Source organism: Saccharothrix sp. ALI-22-I, from assembly GCF_001984175.1.
In the GTDB taxonomy this organism is placed as follows: Bacteria; Actinomycetota; Actinomycetes; order Mycobacteriales; family Pseudonocardiaceae; genus Actinosynnema.
In genome coordinates, this window is sequence record NZ_MTQP01000066.1 from 616,344 (window position 1) to 636,487 (window position 20,144).

3 protein-coding genes are annotated in these 20,144 nt (G+C 71.6%); all 3 read left to right on the forward strand.

Annotation, left to right across the window (positions count from 1 at the left end; genetic code table 11):
• Positions 1-4 precede the first annotated feature (4 nt).
• The 3 genes from ALI22I_RS31170 to ALI22I_RS31180 are packed head-to-tail and all read left to right on the forward strand — an operon-like array spanning position 5 to position 20,102.
• Positions 5-18,688, forward strand: a complete 18,684-nt coding sequence (locus ALI22I_RS31170; RefSeq protein WP_077009084.1) for a non-ribosomal peptide synthetase — start codon at positions 5-7, stop codon at positions 18,686-18,688.
• On the forward strand, positions 18,685-19,914 hold the full coding sequence (locus ALI22I_RS31175) for an MFS transporter (RefSeq protein ID WP_077009085.1): 1,230 nt from the start codon (positions 18,685-18,687) through the stop codon (positions 19,912-19,914). Before ALI22I_RS31170 ends, ALI22I_RS31175 begins: the two co-directional genes overlap by 4 nt.
• On the forward strand, positions 19,911-20,102 hold the full coding sequence (locus tag ALI22I_RS31180; protein WP_033442426.1) for an MbtH family protein: 192 nt from the start codon (positions 19,911-19,913) through the stop codon (positions 20,100-20,102). The genes ALI22I_RS31175 and ALI22I_RS31180 overlap by 4 nt, the downstream gene beginning before the upstream one ends.
• Positions 20,103-20,144: the final 42 nt, after the last annotated feature.

Consider the following 20,144-nt stretch of genomic DNA (forward strand, 5'->3'; position numbering starts at 1 on the left):
ACCGATGACCACGTCCAAGCACGATCGCATCTCCGCGTTGCCCGAGCACCTGCGGGAACGGCTCCGCGACCGGCTCGCGGGACGGGCCGCACCCCGCGCCGACGTCATCCCTCTCGCGCCACGGGACGAGCCGCTGCCGCTGTCCGCGGGTCAGCAGCGGCTGTGGTTCCTGGCCCAGTTCCAGCCGGAGAGCACCGAGTACACCAGCGCGATCGCGTTGCGGCTCACCGGTTCCCTCGACCTGCCCCGGCTGACCGGCGCGCTGCGCGGGCTGGTGCGGCGGCACGAATCGCTGCGCACGACGTTCGAGCAGGTCGACGGCCGCCCGGTGCAGGTCGTGCACGAAGACGTCAGCCTCGACGTGGTCGCGACCGACGACCTGCGCGCGGAACTGGACCGGCCGTTCGACCTGCGGCACGGCCCGCTGTTCCGTGCCGCGCTGCTGACCGAGTCGGCCGACGTGCACGTGCTGCTGCTGACCTCGCACCACATCGTGGTGGACGGCTGGTCGCTCGGCGTGCTGGCGGACGAACTCGGCGCGCTGTACCGGGGTGAAACGCTTGCCCCACCCCGGTTGCAGTACGCCGACTACGCCGTTTGGCAGCGCGGACGGCCGGTCGACACGGGCTTCTGGGTCGACCGGCTCGCCGGGGTCGCGCCGCTGGACCTGCCCACCGACCGGCCGCGCCCGGCGGAGCGCACGTCGGCCGGTGCCACGCACGAGTTCACCGTGCCCTCCCGGTTGGCCGGCGACCTGGCGGAGCTGGCCCGGATCAACCAGACCACGCTGTTCACCGCGCTGATGGCCGCGTGCCAACTGCTGCTGGCCCGCTACACCGGGCAGGACGACATCGCGATCGGCACCGTCACCAGCGGGCGCGACCGGCCGGAGCTGGCCGGGCTGGTCGGGTTCCTGGTCGGCACCGTGGTGCTGCGGTCCACTGTGGACAGATCGCGGTCGTTCGCCGAGTTCCTGGCCGAGGCCAACCGCACCGCGCTGGACGCGTTCGCGCACGACGACGTGCCGTTCGACCGGGTGGTGGAGGCGGTGGGCGCGTCCCGCGACCCGAGCCGGACGCCCCTGTTCGACGTGATGGTGGTCCTCCAGAACGCCGGCCGCGCGTTGCCGGACCTGCCCGGACTGCACGTCGAGGAGTACCCGCTCACCCGGCAGTGGGCGAACTTCGACCTGAGCATCGACTTCACCGAGACCCCGGACGGCCTGCACGGGTCGGTCGAGTACAGCACCGACCTGTTCGACGCGGACACGATCGACCGGATGACCCGGCACCTGCTCGTGCTGATGGGCGCGATCACCGCCGACCCGTACCGGCCGATGGCCGAGCTGTCCATGCTGCTCGGCGACGAGCCGGACGGTCGGGGCCCGGTGCTGGCCGTGCCGGACACCACGTTCCCGGCGTTGTTCGAGGCGCAGGCCCGCCGCACGCCGGACGCCACGGCGCTGGTGTGCGACGGCACCAGTCTGACCTTCGCCGAGGTCGACGCGAGGGCGAACCGGCTGGCCCACCACCTGCTCCGCGAGGGCGTCGAGCCGGAGCGGATCGTCGCGCTGTCGTTGCCGCGCGGGGTCGACTGGGTCGTCGGCATCCTGGGCATCCTCAAGGCGGGCGCGGTGTACCTGCCGGTCGATCCCGGTCTGCCGGACGCGCGCCGGCAGTACCTGTTGGAGGACTCCGGCGCGGTGCACGTGATCGACGCGCCGATCGACACCTCCGGCCTGCCCGAGACGGACCCGCTGGTGCCGCTGCGGCCCGACCACGCGGCGTACGTCATCTACACGTCCGGCTCGACCGGCAAGCCCAAGGGTGTCGTGGTCGAGCACCGGCAGTTGGTGAACCTGCTGCACAACCACCGCGAGGACTTCGCCCGCGAACACCTGCGGGTCGCGGTGTCCGCCGTGTTCTCCTTCGACACGTCGTGGGAAGGGCCGCTGCTCATGGCCGACGGCCACGAGCTGCACGTGCTCACCGACGAAGTGCGGCTGGAGCCCACCGCGCTGGTGCGGTACGTGCGGGAACACCGGATCGACTTCCTCGACCTCACCCCGTCCTACGTCCAGCAGCTCATCCCGGCCGGCCTGCTCGACGGCGAGCACCGGCCCAAGGTGTTGATGCTCGGCGGCGAGGCCCTGGGCACGGCGCTGTGGCAGGAGCTGGCGCGGGCCGACGTCGCGGCCCACAACTTCTACGGACCCACCGAGACCACGGTCGACGCGGTGTCCTGCGTGATCACCGGCGACCGGCCGGTCATCGGCCGGCCGTTGAGCAACCTCACCGCGCACGTGCTGGACGACGACCTGCGGCCGTTGCCGGTGGGTGTGCCCGGTGAGCTGTTCCTCGGCGGCCCCCAGGTGGCCCGTGGCTACCTGAACCGGCCGGGGCTGACCGCGGACCGGTTCCTCGCCGACCCGTTCGGTCCGCCCGGATCGCGCATGTACCGCACGGGCGACCGGGTCCGGTGGGTCACCGTCGGCGGAGCCGACAACCGGACGCAGTTGGGCATCCTTGAATACCTGGGGCGGACCGACGACCAGGTCAAGATCCGGGGCTTCCGGATCGAGCCCGGCGAGGTCGAAGCCGCGCTGGTGAGCCACCCGGACGTCACCGAGGCGGCCGTCGTCGCCCGTGCGGACAACGGGCACACCCGACTGGTCGGGTACGTCGTCACGACCGGGCCGGTCGACCTGCGCGAACACCTGCGGCACCTGTTGCCGGACTACCAGGTGCCATCGGCGTTCGTGGAGCTGGACCGGCTGCCGTTGACGCCGAACGGGAAGCTGGACCGGGCCGCGCTGCCCGCGCCGCAGGCCGTCGCCGACGGCGAGTACGTCCCGCCGCGCACGCCCGTCGAAGCCGAGCTGGCCCGGATCTGGGCCGAGGTGCTGGGCGCGGAACGGGTCGGTGTCGAGGACAACTTCTTCGCGGTGGGCGGCGATTCGATCCTGTCCATCCAGCTGGTGTCCCGCGCCCGCCAGGCCGGGCTGCACCTCACCTCGCGGGACGTGTTCCGCCACCAGACCATCGCCGAGTTGGCCCTGGTGGTGTCGGCGGCGGTCGAAGCCGAGCCGGAGCCGCTGTTCACCGGACCGGCCCCGCTCACCCCGATCCAGCGCTGGTTCTTCGCCGAGCACGGGCCGTTGCCGCACTTCACCATGTCGCTGCTGGTCGAACTGGAGCCGGAGGTGGATGCGGCGGCGCTGCGGGACGCCGTGCGGACCGTCGTCCAGCACCACGACGCGCTCCGGCTGCGGTTCCGCGAGATCGACGGGCAATGGGTGCAGGAGGTCGCGGACACCGAGGTAGACGTGTTCGAGGCCTCGGCGGACGTGGAGGCCACGGCACGGGAGGCGCAGCGCAGTCTGGACTTGGCCTCAGGGCCGTTGCTGCGCGCGGTGTTCTTCCCGGGTGAGCGGCCGAAGCTGCTGCTGACCGTGCACCACCTGGTGATGGACGGTGTGTCGTGGCGGATTCTGCTCGGTGACCTGGAGCAGGCCTACCGGCGCGTGCCGTTGGAGCCTGTCGGGACGTCGTTCACGCAGTGGGCGCACCGGCTGGCCGAGCACGTGCGGTCCGGGGCGTTGGACGACGCGCGGGAGCACTGGGATTCGTTGCCGGAACCGGAGGCGCTGCCGGTGGACCGGGGCGGTCCGAACACGGCGGGCTCGGTGCGGAGCGTGTCGGTGCGGCTGGATCGTGCGACCACGGACGCGTTGCTGACCGCCGTGCCGCCGGTGTACCGGACGCAGGTCAACGACGTGCTGCTGAGCGCGGTGGGGCGGGCGTTGGCGGAGTGGACCGGTCGGGACGCGGTGAGCGTGGCGCTGGAGGGCCATGGTCGCGAGGAGCTGTTGCCGGGCGTGGACCTCAACCGCACGGTCGGCTGGTTCACCACGCAGTTCCCGGTGGTGCTGGAGACCTGCGATGACTGGAGCCGCACGCTCAAGTCGGTCAAGGAGTCGCTGCGCGCGGTGCCGCACCGGGGGTTGAGCTTCGAGGCCTTGGGCGGCGGTCGACTGCCGCAGGTGTCGTTCAACTACCACGGTCGGTTCGACGTGGCCGACGGCGGCTTCTACCGGGCCCGACAGGACTCGGTCGGGGAGGACCTGGCGCCCGAGGAGACGCGGAGCCACCTGCTGGACGTGACGGGTCTGGTCGAGCGCGGCGAGTTGGAGCTGAGCTGGCAGTACTCGGAGCAGGTGCACGACGAGGAGACCGTGCGGCGGCTGGCCGAGCGGACGCTCGACGGGCTGCGGGAGATCGTGGCGCACTGCGCCCAGCCCGGTGTCGGTGGGCGCACGCCGTCGGACTTCCCGTTGGCCCGGCTCACCCAGGAGCAGGTGGACGCCCTCGCCGGCCCCGATGTGGAAGACATCTACCCACTAACGCCCCTGCAAGCGGGCATGGTGTTCCACAGCCTGGTCGAGCCCGGCACGTACGTGGACCGGATGCGGCTGGTGCTCGACGGGGTCAGCGATCCGGCGGCGTTGCGGCAGGCGTGGCAGCGGGTGGTCGACCGGACGCCGGTGCTGCGGTCGAGCGTGGTGTGGGACGGGGTGGCCGAGCCGGTGCAGGTCGTGCACCGGCACGTGCAGCTGCCGGCCGGACCGGTGGACGGCCCGTTCGACCTGGGTGTCGCGCCGCTGCTGCGGGTCGGCGTCACGCCGCTCGGCGGTGACCGGGTGGAGCTGGTCTGGTCGTCGCACCACGTGATCCTGGACGGCTGGAGCACCGCACAGGTGTTCGGCGAGGTGCTGGAGCAGTACCGGTCGATCACCACCGGCACACCGGCCCGACTGCCCGCACGGCGGCCGTTCCGGGACTACCTGCACTGGTTGGCCGCGCAGGACCGAGGCGCGGCCGAGGCGCACTGGCGGGCCGTGCTGTCCGATGTGGACGGACCGACGCCGTTGCCGTTCGACCGGACGCCGACCAGGGCGCACCGCTCGGAGGCGTCCGAGTCGGTGCGGTTCTCGCTGGAACTGGGTGACGCGGTGCAGCGCGCCGGCCTGACCGTGAACACGGTCGTGCAGGGCGCGTGGGCGTTGCTGCTGGCCCGCGCCTCCGGTGAGGCCGATGTGGTGTTCGGCAGCACGGTGTCCGGCCGCCCGGCCGAGCTGGCCGGGGTCGAATCCATGGTCGGCATGCTGATCAACACCGTGCCGACGCGGGCGGTCGTGGACGGCACCGCCGAGGTGGGCGCGTGGCTGCGTGACCTGCAGGCCGCGCAGAGCGAGTCGCGGCGGTTCGAGCACACGTCGTTGGCCGAGATCCAGTCAAGCGCAGGTACCCGGCTGTTCGACAGCGTCGTGGTGTTCGAGAACTACCCGTTCGAGCGGGACGGCGCCGGGCCACGCGTGGTCGAGGTGGACGCGGTCGACAACACGACGCTGCCGTTGACGCTGAGCGCGTCGTTCAGCGACCGGCTCGACCTGGACTTGGCCTACGACCCGGAGCTGTTCGACGCCACGACCGCCGAGCGGCTGGCCGGCTGGCTGCGGGAGCTGGTGCGGGCGATCGCGGCCGACCCGAGGACCACGATCGCGGACCTGCCGTGGCTGTCCGAGGTCGAGCGCCACCAGGTGCTGGTGGAGTGGAACCGGACCACGCGCGACATGCCGTCGGCGCTGTACCCGGAGGTGTTCGCCGAGCAGGCCCGCCAGACTCCGGACGCGACCGCCTTGGTGTTCCACGACACCTCGCTGACGTTCGCCGAACTGGACGCGCGCACGAACAAGCTGGCGCACCACCTGCTGGCCCACGGCGCGGGCCCGGAACGCACGGTCGCGGTGAAGCTGCCGCGTTCGGCCGACCTGGTGGTCGCCGTGCTCGCCGTGCTCAAGGCCGGTGCGGTGTACCTGCCGATCGACCCCGAACTGCCCGCCGAACGCATCGACTTCCTGCTCAGCGACTCCAAACCGACGTTGGTGCTGGACGCCGTACCCGACTTGAGCCGTCGGCCGGACACCGCGCCCCCGGTCCAGCTGCGCCCGGAGTACGCCGCCTACCTGATCTACACGTCCGGGTCGACCGGCACGCCGAAGGGCGTCGTGGTGGAGCACCGGCAGTTGGCGAACCTGTTCTACGCCAACCGGGAAGCCCTGATGGGCGAGCCGACGAGGTTCGCGGTGACCGCCACGTTCTCGTTCGACACGTCCTGGGAAGGCCTGCTGTTCCTGGCTGCCGGCAACGAGCTGCACGTCATCGACGACGAGCTGCGGCTGGACCCGCCCGCACTGGTGCGGTACGTGACCGAGCACGGCATCGGGACGGTCGACCTCACCCCGTCCTACGCACGGCAACTGGTGCAGGCCGGGCTGCTGGAGTCCGGGTTGCGCCAGGTCATGCTGGGCGGTGAGGCGGTCGACGCGGCTCTGTGGCAGGAGATCGCCGACTCGCCAGTGGCCGGGTTCAACCAGTACGGGCCGACCGAGGTGACGGTGGACTCGGTGGCGACGCGGGTCGTCGGCGAGCAGCCGGTGATCGGCCGACCGCTGCCCAACCTCGCCGCGTACGTGCTGGACGCCGACCTGCGGCCGGTGCCGCCCGGGGTGCCCGGTGAGCTGTTCATCGGCGGCCCCCAGGTGGCGCGCGGTTACCTGGACCGGCCGGGGTTGACCGCGCAGCGGTTCGTGGCCGACCCGTTCGCCGCGCCCGGCTCGCGGATGTACCGCACGGGTGACCGGGTCCGGTGGGTCGACGGCCTGTTGGAATACCTGGGGCGCGCGGACGACCAGGTCAAGATCCGGGGCTTCCGGATCGAGCCCGGTGAGGTCGAAGCGGCACTGCTGGACGTGCCCGGTGTGCTCCAGTCTGCCGTCGTGGTCCGGCGAAATCGCCTGATCGGGTACGTGACCGGCACGCCGGAGACCGATCCGCGTGCCGCGCTGGCCCGGACGCTGCCCGACTACCTGGTGCCGTCGGCGGTCGTGGTGCTCGACGCGCTTCCGTTGTCGCCCAGCGGGAAGCTGGACCGTCGGGAATTGCCCGAGCCCGATCTGACCGGCGATTTCGTCGCGCCGCGCACCGATGCCGAACAGGTCGTCGCCGAGGTGCTGGCCGACGTCCTCGGGCTGGAGCGGGTCGGCGCGCTGGACGACTTCTTCCGCCTCGGCGGTGACTCGATCCTCAGCATCCGCGTGACCTCGCGGTTGCGCGCGGCGTTCGGCGTGCAGCTGTCGCCGCGCGCGGTGTTCGAGCACCCCACGGTGTCCGGGCTCGCCTCCGCCATCCTCAGCGGAGCGGGCCTCGGCAAGGTCGGGGTGGACGCCATCCCGGTGATCCCGCGTGATGGCGTCCGTCCCGTGTTCGACCAGTCGCCCGCGCAGCGGCGGCTGTGGTTCCTGGACCAGTTCGAACCCGGCAGCACCGAGTACGTCACGCCCACCGCGCTGCGGCTGTACGGGCCGCTGGACCTGGCCGCGCTGGGACGCGCCCTCGACGGGCTGGTGGCACGGCACGAGTCGCTGCGCACGACGTTCGACGACGGCGTGCAGATCGTGCACGAGCCGTTCGACGTGCCGCTCGCGGTCGAGGACGGGTCGTGGGAGGCGGTGTTGCGCGAGGAGGTGAGCACACCGTTCGACCTGCGCCAGGGGCCGCTGCTGCGAACCAGGCTGGTGCGGGTCGCGCCCGAGGAGCACGTGTTGGTGCTGACGCTGCACCACATCGTCACGGACGGCTGGTCCACCGGCGTTCTGGCCCATGACCTCGGAGCTTTGTACGCCGGTGAGGAGCTGCCGCCGCTCGCCGTGCAGTACGTGGACTACAGCGCATGGCGGCCGGAGCCGCCGGTCGACTACTGGGCGACGCACCTGGCCGGGGTGCCGGCGCTGGAGCTGCCGACCGACCGACCACGTGCGGCGGTGCGCGGCACGGCGGGCGCGATGCACGAGTTCACCGTGCCCGCGCCGGTCGCGAAGGCGGTCAAGGCGTTGGCCGCCGAGCACGGCGACACCCTGTTCACCGCCTTGCTGACGGCCACGAAGGTGCTGCTGGCCCGTTACGCCGGCCAGGACGACATCGCGGTGGGCACGGCGGTGTCCGGGCGTGGGCGGGCCGAGTTGGACGACGTGGTCGGCCTGTTCGTGAACACCGTCGTGTTGCGGTCCACTGTGGACCTGCGGCGGTCGTTCGCGGAGGTCCTGGCCGACGTGCGGACCACCGTGCGGGACGGTTTCGCGCACCAGGACGTGTCGTTCGAGCGGGTGGTGGAAGCGGCGCGCCCGGAGCGCGACCCGAGCCGCAACGCGTTGTTCGACGTCATGGTGCTGCTCCAGAACACCGGCACCGAGGTGCCCGACCTGCCCGGACTGCGGGTCGAGGAGGTGCAGCTGCCGCTGGTGACCTCGACGTGCGACGTGACGTTCGAGTTCGGCGAGGAGGACGGCGTGCTGCGCGGCGCGGTCGAGTACAGCACCGACCTGTTCGACGCGGACACCATCGACCGGATGTCCCGGCACCTGGTCACCTTGCTCGCCGGCATCACCGCGCGGCCGGACCGGCCGTTGGCCGAGGTGTCGTTGCTGCTCGGTGACGAGCCCGACGGCCACGGCGTGCGGCTGGACGTCCCCGACACCACGTTCCCGGCCTTGTTCGAGGAGCAGGCTCGGCGGACTCCTGACGCCACCGCGCTGGTCTGCGGCGACATCCGACTCACCTACGCCGAGGTGGAGTCGCGGGCCAACCGGCTGGCTCACCACCTGATCGCGGCAGGGGCGGCCCCGGAGCGGACGGTCGCGGTGTCGTTGCCGCGCTCGGCCGATTCCGTGGTGGCGATCCTGGCCGTGCACAAGGCGGGCGCGGTGTACCTGCCGATCGACCGTGACCTGCCGCGTGAGCGCGTCGAGTTCCTGCTCCGCGACGCCGACCCCGCGTTGGTGTTGGACGCTGTGCCCGATTTTTCCGGCCAGGACCTCACCAGCCTCCCGGACACCCCGCCGAACGTGCCGTTGCGACCGGACCAGGCCGCCTACGTGATCTACACGTCCGGCTCGACCGGTATCCCCAAGGGTGTCGTGGTCGAGCACCGCCAACTGGTGAACCTGCTGCACAACCACCGGAGTTCCTTCGCGGATCGACCGTTGCGGGTGGCGCTGTCGGCCGTCTTCTCCTTCGACACGTCCTGGGAAGGCCCGCTGCTCATGGCCGACGGCCACGAGCTGCACGTGCTCGCCGACGACGTCCGCCTCGAACCGGCCGCACTGGTCGGGTACGTGCGCGAACACCGGATCGACTTCCTCGACCTCACCCCGTCCTACGTCCAGCAGCTCGTCCCGGCAGGCCTGCTCGACGGCGAGCACGTGCCGAGGGTGCTCATGCTCGGCGGCGAGGCGTTGCCGGACTCGCTGTGGCGTGAGCTGGCCCGGTCGCGGACGATCGCCCACAACTTCTACGGCCCCACCGAGACCACGGTGGACGCGGTGTCCACGCCGGTCACCGGCGACCGCCCGCTGATCGGCCGGCCACTGGCCAACCTCGTGGCCCGCGTGCTGGACGACAACCTCCGGCCCGTGCCGGTGGGCGTGCCGGGTGAGCTGTTCATCGGTGGCGCGCAGGTGGCCCGCGGCTACCTCAACCGACCGGGCCTCACCGCGCAACGGTTCCTGCCGGACCCGTTCGGCCCGCCCGGCTCGCGCATGTACCGCACCGGTGACCGGGTTCGCTGGGTCGGTCACCAGCTCGAATACCTGGGCCGTGACGACGACCAGGTGAAGATCCGCGGGTTCCGGGTCGAGCTGGGCGAGGTGGAAGCGGCCCTGCTGCACCACCCCGACGTGACGCAGGCGGCCGTGGTGGCACGGGAGCACAACGGCCACCAACGGCTCGTCGCCTACACCGTCGGCGCGGCCACCGACCTGGCCGGCTGGCTCAAGCAGCGGCTGCCGGACTACCTGGTGCCGTCGGCGTTCGTGGTGCTGGACGCGCTGCCGATGACACCGAGCGGCAAGGTGGACCGGCGGGCACTGCCCGCGCCGACGTTCACCGACGCCGGGTACGTGGCGCCCGAACCCGGTGTCGCCGCCACGCTCGCGGACATCTGGGCCGAGGTGCTCGGCGTCGAACGGGTCGGCGCGCGGGACAACTTCTTCGCCCTGGGCGGCGACTCCATCCTGAGCATGCAGGTCGTCTCCCGCGCCCGACAGGCCGGTCTGAAGCTGACCTCCAAGGACGTCTTCCTGCGCCAGACCGTCGCGGACCTCGCGCTCGCGGTCACGGACGACACCGGCGCGACCCACGAGGTCGTCACCGGACCGGTGCCGCTCACCCCCGTCCAACGCTGGTTCTTCGCCGACCACGGGCCATTGGCGCACTTCACCATGTCGGTGGTCGTGGAGGTGGGTGACGTCGAGCCCGCCGTGGTGCGCGACGCCGTGCGGGCCGTTGTCGCCCACCACGACGCGTTGCGGCTGCGGTTCACCCAGGTCGACGGCGGGTGGCAGCAGGAGGTGGCGGACGTGGAGTCCGCCGAGGTGTTCCGCCTCGCCACCACCGCCGACCTCGCCGCCGAAGCCGACCTGGCCCGGACGGGCCTGGACCTGCGGCACGGCCCGCTGCTGCGCGCGGTGCTGTTCGGCGACGGCAGGCTGTTCGTCACCGCGCACCACCTGGTGGTCGACGCGGTGTCGTGGCGCATCCTGCTGGCCGACCTCGATACCGCGCTGGCAGGCGGTGACCTCGGACCCAAGAGCACCGCGTTCACCGACTGGGCACGCAGGCTGGACGAGCACGTGCGCGACGGCCGATTCGACCACGCCCTCACGCACTGGGACGCCGTGCCGGTGGAGGAACCCGTTCCGACGCCGGCGGGCACCGCGCGCAGCGTGTCGGTGCGCCTGAGCCGGGCCGAGACGGACGCGCTCCTGCACGCCGTGCCGGACGCCTACCGCACGCAGGTCAACGACGTGCTGCTGACCGCGTTGACCTCGGCGTTCGCCGGGCGGGCGCTGGTGGCGCTGGAGGGCCACGGCCGGGAGGAGCTGTTCGAGGGCGTGGACCTGTCCCGCACGGTCGGCTGGTTCACCGCCCAGTTCCCGGTGGCGTTGGAGCTGCCCGACCAGGCCGACTGGGACGCGGCGCTCAAATCGGTGAAGGAGCAGCTGCGCGCCGTCCCGGACAGGGGGTTGAGCTACGAAGCCCTCAAGTACCGGGGCCGGGGCGTGTCCGGCTCGCTACCCCGCGTGTGCTTCAACTACCTGGGCCAGTGGGACGACGAACCCGCCGAGGCCGACAACGGCCGCGAGGTGCCGGACGACCTGACCCGCCCGCACCTGCTCGACATCACCGCCGCCGTGTCGGCGGGTGAGCTGGTGGTGGACTGGGAGTACTCGACCGAGGCACACGACGAGACCGCGGTGCGGGCCCTGGCCGACCGGATGGTGGACGCGCTGCGCGAGATCGTCGCGTTCTGCGCCCGCCCGGACGCCTGGGGCCGGACGCCGTCGGACTTCCCGCTGGCGCGGCTCACCGCCGAGCAGGTGGACCGGATCGCCGACCGGGACGTGGAGGACGTCTACCCGCTCACCCCGTTGCAGGCCGGCATGGTGTTCCACAGCCTGGTCGACGACGGCACCGCGTACGTGAACCAGCTGCGGGTGCGACTGTCCGGTGTGGACGACCCGACGCGGTTGGCCTCGGCGTGGCAACGGGTCGTGGACCGCACGCCGATCCTGCGTTCCAGCGTGGTGTGGGAGGGCTTGGACGAGCCGGTGCAGGTCGTGCGGCGCGGGCTGACCGTGCCGGTGACCTACGCCGACGTCACCGACGAACTGGTGGCGGCCGATGCGGCGGCCGGCGTCGACCTGACCACCGCGCCGTTGATGCGGCTGGTCATCGGGCGGGTTTCCGACACCGAGGTCGATCTGTTGTGGACCTCGCACCACGTGCTGCTGGACGGGTGGAGCACCGCGCAGGTGTTCGGCGAGGTGCTGAACGAGTACGCGGGCGGCACCGCTCCCGCACGGCGGCCGTTCCGCGACTACCTGGCCTGGTTGGGTGGGCTCGACCAGTCGGCTGCCGAGTCGTACTGGCGGGGTGTGCTGGCCGGGTTCGACACGCCCACGCCGCTGCCGTTCGACCGGCCGCCCACCGAGGCGCACCGCGCCGAGTCGTCCGCGCAGGTCGTGCTGGACCTGCCCGCCGACCGGCTGGACGCGGTCGCCCGCACCCACGGCCTGACGGTGAACACGCTGGTCCAGGGTGCGTGGGCGCTGCTGCTGGCGCGGACCTCGGGACAGCGGGACGTGGTGTTCGGCAGCACGGTGTCCGGTCGGCCGGCCGAGCTGCCCGGCGTCGAGTCGATGGTGGGCATGTTCATCAACACCGTGCCCACCAGGGTGTCGGTGGAGTCCGACGCTTCGGTGGTCGCCTGGTTGCGCCGGTTGCAGGAGGCGCAGATCGAGGCCCGGCGGTTCGAGCACGTGTCACTGGCCGAGGTGCAGGGCTGGGCCGAGATCGAGTCGGACACGGGCGCCCGCCTGTTCGACAGCATGCTGGCGTTCGAGAACTACCCGGTGGACAAGGACACACCCGACGGCGCGCCGCGCGTGCACGAGGTGGACAGCCTGGACACCACCTCGTTCCCGCTCACCGTGCTGGCGCACATGGGCGATTCGCTGCACGTGGAGTTGACCTACGACCCACGGCTGTTCGACGCCTCCACCATCGTCACGATGGGTGACCGGCTGGGTCGGCTGCTCGACGGGATCGGCGCGGACCCGAACCGACGGGTGTTCGAACTGCCGTGGTTGTCCGACGCCGAGCTGGACCGGGCGCAGGCGTCGTGGCACGGGACGTCGTCCAGTGTCGAGGACACCATTCCGTCGCTGTTCGCCGCGCAGGCCGCGCGCACGCCCGATGCGGTGGCGGTGACGTGCGAAGGCGCTCACCTGACCTACCAGGAGCTGGACGAACGGGCCAACCGGTTGGCGCACCACCTGATCGGGGTGGGTGCCGGGCCGGAATCGTTGGTGGCGTTGAAGTTCCCGCGCTCAGCGGATCTGGTCGTGGCGGTGCTGGGTGTGATGAAGGCCGGGGCGGCTTACCTGCCGTTGGATGTCTCCTACCCGGCGGACCGGGTCTCGTACATGATCGACGACTCCCGACCGACCACGATCCTGGACTCCCTCCCGGATCTGTCGGGGCTGCCCACCACCGCACCGGAGGTGGTGCTGCGGCGGGAGAACGCCGCGTACGTGATCTACACGTCCGGGTCGACCGGTCGCCCCAAGGGCGTGGTGGTGACGCACGCAGGTCTGGCGACTTTCTCCGCCGCAGAGGTCGCGCACTTCGACGTGTCGCCGGGGGACAGGGTGCTCCAGTTCTCCTCCCCCAGCTTCGACGCCTCGGTGCTGGAGCTGTGCATGGCGCTGCCCGCCGGCGCCGCACTGGTCGTGCCGCCACCCGGCCCGCTGCTCGGCGACCAACTCGCCCGGGTGATCAACGACTTCGGCGTCACGCACGCGCTGATCCCGCCGGCCGCGCTCGCCACCCTCCCGGACGTCGAACTGCCCACCTTCCGCACCCTGGTCGTGGGCGGCGACGCGACTTCGGCCGAACTCGTGCGCCGATGGGCTCCCGGGCGGCGGATGATCAACGCCTACGGCCCCACCGAGTCCACCGTCGTCACCTCGTGGAGCGAGCCGCTGGAACCCGGTGGTGTGCCGCCGATCGGGCGTCCCATCCCCGGCACCCGGGTGCGCGTGCTGGACGACGCGTTGCGGCCCGTTCCGGTCGGCGTCACCGGGGAGTTGTACGTGTCCGGTGTCGGGTTGGCGCGCGGGTACCTGGACCGGCCGGGGTTGACCGCGCAGCGGTTCGTCGCAGACCCGTTCGGGGCGCCCGGCGAGCGGATGTACCGCACCGGTGACCTGGTCCGCATCCGTGACGACGGCCAGTTGGCGTTCGAGGGTCGCGCCGACCAGCAGGTGAAGCTACGGGGCTTCCGGATCGAACTGGGTGAGATCGAGGCCGTGCTGGTCGCGCACGCCGCCGTGGCGCAGGTCGCCGTGGTGGTGCGGGACGACCGCCTGGTCGCCTACTACGTGCCGGTGGAGTCGGGTGCCGTCGCCGAGTTGCGCGCGCACGCCGCGCGGGCGTTGCCGGAGTACATGGTGCCCACCGCGTACGTGGCGCTGGAACGGTTGCCGCTCAACGCGAACGGCAAGCTGGACCGGGCCGCGTTGCCCGCGCCGGAGCGGGAGGCGTCGGCGGCCGGTGGGTTCGTCGCGCCGCGCACCCCGGCCGAGCGGTTGGTGGCTTCCGTGTGGGCGGAGGTGTTGGGGTTGGCCGCGGTCGGGGTGGAGGACAACTTCTTCGCGCTCGGCGGGGACTCGATCTCCAGCATCCGGGTGGTGTCGCGGTTGCGGGCGTCGTTCGACGTGTCGCCGCGTGACCTGTTCGACCACCCGACGGTGGCGGCGCTCGCGGCTCGGCTGTCGGCGTCGGCTGGAGCTGCGGTGATTCCGCGGGTCGAGGGTGAGACGCCGTTGTCGTTCGCGCAGCAGCGGTTGTGGTTCCTGGACCAGTTCTCGCCCGGTGGGACCGAGTACGTGACGCCGCTGGCGGTGCGGTTGCGTGGCGCGTTGGACGTGCCCCGGCTGGAGCGGGTGCTGTCGGCGTTGGTGGCGCGGCACGAGTCGCTGCGCACGACGTTCCCGGCGGTGGACGGGTTGCCGGTGCGGGTGGTGCACCCGGCCTCGGACGTGGTGCTGCCGGTGGTCGATGAGATGCCGGCGTTGGAGCCGTTCGACCTGTCCGAAGGGCCGCTGTTCCGGCCGGTGTTGGTGCGTGTCGGGCCGGACGATCACGTGTTGGCGTTGACGATGCACCACATCATCACCGACGGGTGGTCCGGTGGGGTGCTGATGTCCGATCTCGCCGCGCTGTACGGCGGTGAGCAGTTGCCGCCGCTGCCCATCCGGTACGGCGATTTCGCGGCCTGGCAACGGGAACAGCCGCTCGACGTTCAGCTGGACTTCTGGCGTGAGCAGCTGGCGGACGTGCCCGCGTTGGAGTTGCCGACCGACCGGCCCCGGCCGGCCGTGCAGACGACGGCGGGTGCGCAGACCGAGTTCGTCGTGCCCGCGCCGGTCGCGGAACGGTTGCGGGAACTGGCTCGGGGCGTGGACGGCACGCTGTTCATGGCGTTGGTGGCGGCCTGCCAGGTGTTGTTCCACCGGTGGTCCGGGCAGGACGACTTCGCGGTGGGCACGGTGGCGTCCGGGCGGGACCTGCCGGAGACGCAGGACCTGGTCGGGTTCTTCGTCAACACCGTGACGTTGCGGGCGCGGATCTCGCCGTCGGTGACGTTCCCGGAGTTCCTGGCCCGGACGCGGGAGACCGTGCTGGACGCGTTCGCACACCAGGACGTGCCGTTCGAACGGGTGGTGGACGCGGTGCAGCCGGACCGCGACACCAGTCGCACACCGCTGTTCCAGGCGGTGGTGGCGTTGCAGAACGCGCCGCAGGCGCCCGGTTTCCCGGGGCTGGAGGCGGCGGACGTCGCGCAGCCGGTGGTGAGCACCGGGTTCGACGTGACGGTGGAGTTCACCGAGGAGGACGACGGCGGGCTGCACGGATCGGTCGAGTACAACACCGACCTGTTCGACGCGGGCACGGTCACGCGGCTGGTCGAGCACCTCGGCGTGCTGCTGTCCGGGATCGCGGCTGACGCCGACCGTCCACTGTGGGCGTTGCCGGTGTTGCCCGACGGTGAGCGGGAGTTGTTGGCGGCGTGGGGTTCGACCGGTCCGGCCGTCGATGGTCCGGGGTTTGTGGAGCTGGTCGAGGCGCAGGTGGCGCGGACGCCGGACGCGTTGGCGCTGACCGGTGCGGCCGATGTGACCTACGCCGAGCTGAACGCGCGGGCGAACCGGTTGGCGCACCACCTGATCGGGTTGGGCGCCGGGCCGGAGTCGTTGGTGGCGTTGAAGTTCCCGCGCTCGGTGGACCTGGTGGTGGCTGAGTTGGCGGTGTTGAAGACCGGCGCGGCGTTCCTGCCGGTCGATCCGGAGTACCCGGCCGAGCGGATCTCGTTCATGCTCGCCGACGCCCGGCCTTTGGTGGTGCTGGACGGGCCGGTCGACGTCTCCGGTCAGCCTTCCGTGAATCCGGGGGTGGTGGTGCGGGCCGAACACCCCGCGTATGTGATCTACACGTCCGGGTCGACCGGACGGCCGAAGGGTGTGGTGGTGTCGCACGCGGGTCTGGCGACGTTCTCGGCGGCGGAGATCGCGCACTTCGAGGTGTCGCCGGGTGATCGGGTGCTGGAGTTCTCCTCCCCCAGCTTCGACGCGTCGGTGCTGGAGCTGTGCATGGCGCTGCCGGCGGGCGCGGCGCTGGTCGTGCCGCCGCCCGGACCGCTGCTCGGCGACCAGTTGGCCGAGGTGATCGATGCGTTCGGGGTGACGCACGCGTTGATCCCGCCGATCGCGCTGGCGACGGTGCCGGAGGTGGCGCTGCCGACGTTCCGCACGCTGGTCGTGGGTGGTGACGCGTGTTCGGCGGACCTGGTGCGGCGGTGGGCTCCCGGGCGGCGGATGATCAACGCGTACGGGCCGACCGAGTCCACTGTGGTCACCTCGTGGAGCGGGCCGCTGGAACCCGGTGGGGTGCCGCCGATCGGACGGCCGATCCCGGGCACGCGGGTGCACGTGGTGGACGGCGAGTTGCAGCCCGTTCCGATCGGGGTGGCCGGTGAGCTGTACGTGTCCGGTGTCGGGTTGGCGCGCGGGTACCTGGACCGGCCGGGGCTGACCGCGTCACGGTTCGTGGCCGACCCGTTCGGGCCGCCGGGGTCCCGGATGTACCGCACGGGTGACGTGGTGCGGTGGAACGCCCACGGGGTGCTGGAGTTCGTCGGGCGGGCCGACGAGCAGGTGAAGATCCGGGGGTTCCGGATCGAGCTGGGTGAGGTCGAGACGGCTCTGCTGCGGCACCCGGACGTGCGTGAGGCGGTCGTGGTGGCCCGGGCCGACGCGCGTGGGCACAAGCGGCTCGTGGCGTACGTGGTGGGCGAGGTGGCCAAGGTCCGGGAGTTCCTGGGCGAGTCGCTGCCGGACTACCTGGTGCCGTCGGTGCTCGTGCCGGTGGACGCGTTGCCGATCAGCCCGAACGGGAAGGTGGACCGGTCGCGGCTGCCGGCGCCGGACTTCTCGGCGGTGGTCGACGCCCGGTATGTCGCGCCTGCCGGGCCGGTGGAGGAGGCGTTGGCGGCGGTGTGGGCCGACGTGTTGGGTGTGCCGCGTGTCGGGGCGGAGGACAACTTCTTCTCGCTCGGTGGCGACTCGATCCTGAGCATGCAGGTGGTGGCGCGGGCACGGCAGGCCGGGTACCGGTTCGCGACGCGGGATCTGTTCGTGCACCAGACCATCGCGTCGTTGGCGCCGCACGTGTCGGTGGAGGTGGTGTCGTCGGCCGACCGGGCGCCGGTGGTGGGTGACGTGCCGTTGACGCCGATCCAGCACTGGTTCCTGACGTCCGGGCGGCGCAACCCGCACCACTTCAACCAGTCGCACCTGGTGGAGCTGGATCCGGCGGTGGACGTCACGGCGCTGCGGCGGGCGTTGGGGGTGCTGGTGGAGCACCACGACGCGTTGCGGCTGCGGTTCACGTCGGTCGACGGGGTGTGGCGGCAGCACAACGACGACGTCGGTGAGGTGGACGTGCTGACCGTCGTGGACGGCGTGTCGGAGTCGTCGGAGTCGTCGGAGTTGGAGGCGGTCGCGGACGAGGTGCACGCGTCGTTCGACCTCGCGTCCGGGCCGCTGTTCCGGGCGGTGTTGTTCCGGGCCCCGCAGCCGCTGTTGTTGCTGGTGGCGCACCACTTGGTGGTGGACGGGGTGTCGTGGCGGATTCTGCTGGACGACCTGGAGACCGCGTACCGGGGTGACGACCTGGGCGCCAAGACGACCTCGTACCGGGAGTGGTCGCGGCGGTTGGAGGCCCACGTGCTCGGCGGTGGGTTGGACGACGAGGTCGAGCACTGGACCACGTCGTTCCCACCTGCGCCGACGCCTCGCGGTACTGCGGAAGCCGTGACGGTGGAGTTGTCGGCGGAGGACACGGAGGCGTTGTTGCGCGGCGCGCCCGTCGCCTACCGGACACGGATCAACGACGTGCTGCTGGCCGCGCTGGCGTGGTCGTTGTCCCGGTGGACCGGGTCGTCACGGGTCGCGGTGGATTTGGAGGGTCACGGGCGGGAGGACGTGCTGGACGTGGACCTCTCGCGGACCGTCGGCTGGTTCACCACGGTGTTCCCGGTGGCGTTGGACGTGCCGGAGGGGAGTTGGCGCGATCGGGTGAAGGCGGTGCGGCGGCAGTTGCGGGCCGTGCCGGGCAACGGTTTCGGCTACGGCGCCCTGCGCCGGCACGGTCTCGTGCCCGACGCCGGGCGGCCGGCCGTGTCGTTCAACTACCTGGGCCAGTTCGACGCCGGCTCAGCCGAGTCGACCGGCCTGTACCGCGCGGTGCTGCCGTCGATCGGCCACGAACACGACCCGTCGGACGTCGGCGACCACGTGCTCGACGTCGTCGGCGAGGCCGGCCGAACCCTCGGCTTCACCTGGTACTACTACCCGTCGGTGCACTCGGGCGCGGAGATCGAAGCGGTAGCCGCCGACTTCGCCACCGCCCTGCGCGCCATCGCCGCGGATTGCCGAGGTGCGCTGTGACGACATCCCTGGCGCGCAATCGGAACTACACGTTGCTGTGGAGCGGTCAGGCGTTGGCCGAGGTGGGGTTCAGTGCCTCGATGATCGCGTTTCCGCTGCTCGTGCTGGCGGTGACGGGGTCGCCGGCGGCGTCCGGGCTGGTGTTGGCGGCTGACGCCACCGCACAGCTGTTGGCCGGGTTGCCGGCCGGTGCGTTGGTCGATCGGTGGGATCGGCGGAGGATCATGCTGTGCTGCGAGGCGGCTCAGGCGTTCGCGCTGGGTGGTCTGGTGGTGGCGGTGTGGGCGGACGCGGTGTCGGTGGTGCACCTGGTCGGGGTGGCCGTTGTGCTCGGGGTGTGCCGGGCGTTGTTCGAGCCGGCGGAGGACGCCTGTCTGCCGCGGCTGGTGCCGGACTCGCAGTTGGCCACGGCGGTGGCGATGAACGCGGCCCGGTCGTCGTTGGGGCAGATGTCGGGGACTGCGTTGGGTGGCGTGTTGTTCGCCGTGACGCGGTGGTTGCCGTTCCTGGTGGACATGGTGACGCACGTGCTGGCGTTCGTGACGCTGCTGTTCCTGCGGGTGCCGCCGGTCGAGCGGGTGGCGTCCCGGCCGCACATCCTGCGTTCGATCGGGGAAGGGCTGCGGTGGGTGTGGGGGCGGCCGGAGATCCGGGTCACCGCGGTGTGCGCGGTGGTGCTGAACCTGTTCTTCACCGCGTTCTACCTGGTCGTCATCGTGCTGGTGCAGGGGCGGGGGGCGTCGTCCGCCGAGATCGGCGTGATGGCGGCGATGCTCGGGGTGGGCGGTGTGCTCGGTGCGCTGGTCGCGCCGTGGCTGCACCGCAAGCTCGGGCCGCACCTGTCCATCGCGTCGGTGTTCTGGGTGCTGAGCCTGTTGACGCCGCTGGCGCTGGTCGTGCAGTCGGCTTATCTGCTGGGCGGGTTGTTCGCGTTGATGACGTTCCTCGCGCCGACCGCCAACACCACCATCGGCACCTACCAGCTGCTGCTCACCCCGGACTCGCTGCGGGGACGTCTGAGCGGCGTGATGGGGGTGGTCGTGGGGCTGGCCGGGGCGTTGGGCCCCCTGGCCGGCGGTGTGCTGACCGAACTCCTGTCCGCCCGCACCGCAGTCGTGGTGTGCGCGGTAGGGATTGCCCTGATCACGGTATTCGTCACCGTCAGCCCGACGCTGCGCGGGTATGCGGCGGTTCCGGTCGAAGTCGAAGAGGAGGAGAAGGCATGAGGGACGACATCGCCTACCAGGTGCTGGTGAACGACGAGGGCCAGTACTCGCTGTGGCCGGCGCACCACGACGTGCCCGCCGGGTGGCGGTTCGAGGGCACCAAGGGCACGAAGGACGAGTGCTCGGCGCACGTCGACGAGGTGTGGACGGATATGCGGCCGGCCTCGTTGCGTGCCGCGATGGACTGAGGCCGGTCGGCGGCCCACGGGCGTGGCGAAGCCCGTGGGCCG

Bases quoted from the DNA above. Each gene is read 5' to 3' on its own strand.
- ALI22I_RS31170 (WP_077009084.1), top strand. From the start codon at position 5: ATGACCACGTCCAAGCACGATCGCATCTCCGCGTTGCCCGAGCACCTG.
- ALI22I_RS31180 (WP_033442426.1), top strand. From the start codon at position 19,911: ATGAGGGACGACATCGCCTACCAGGTGCTGGTGAACGACGAGGGCCAG.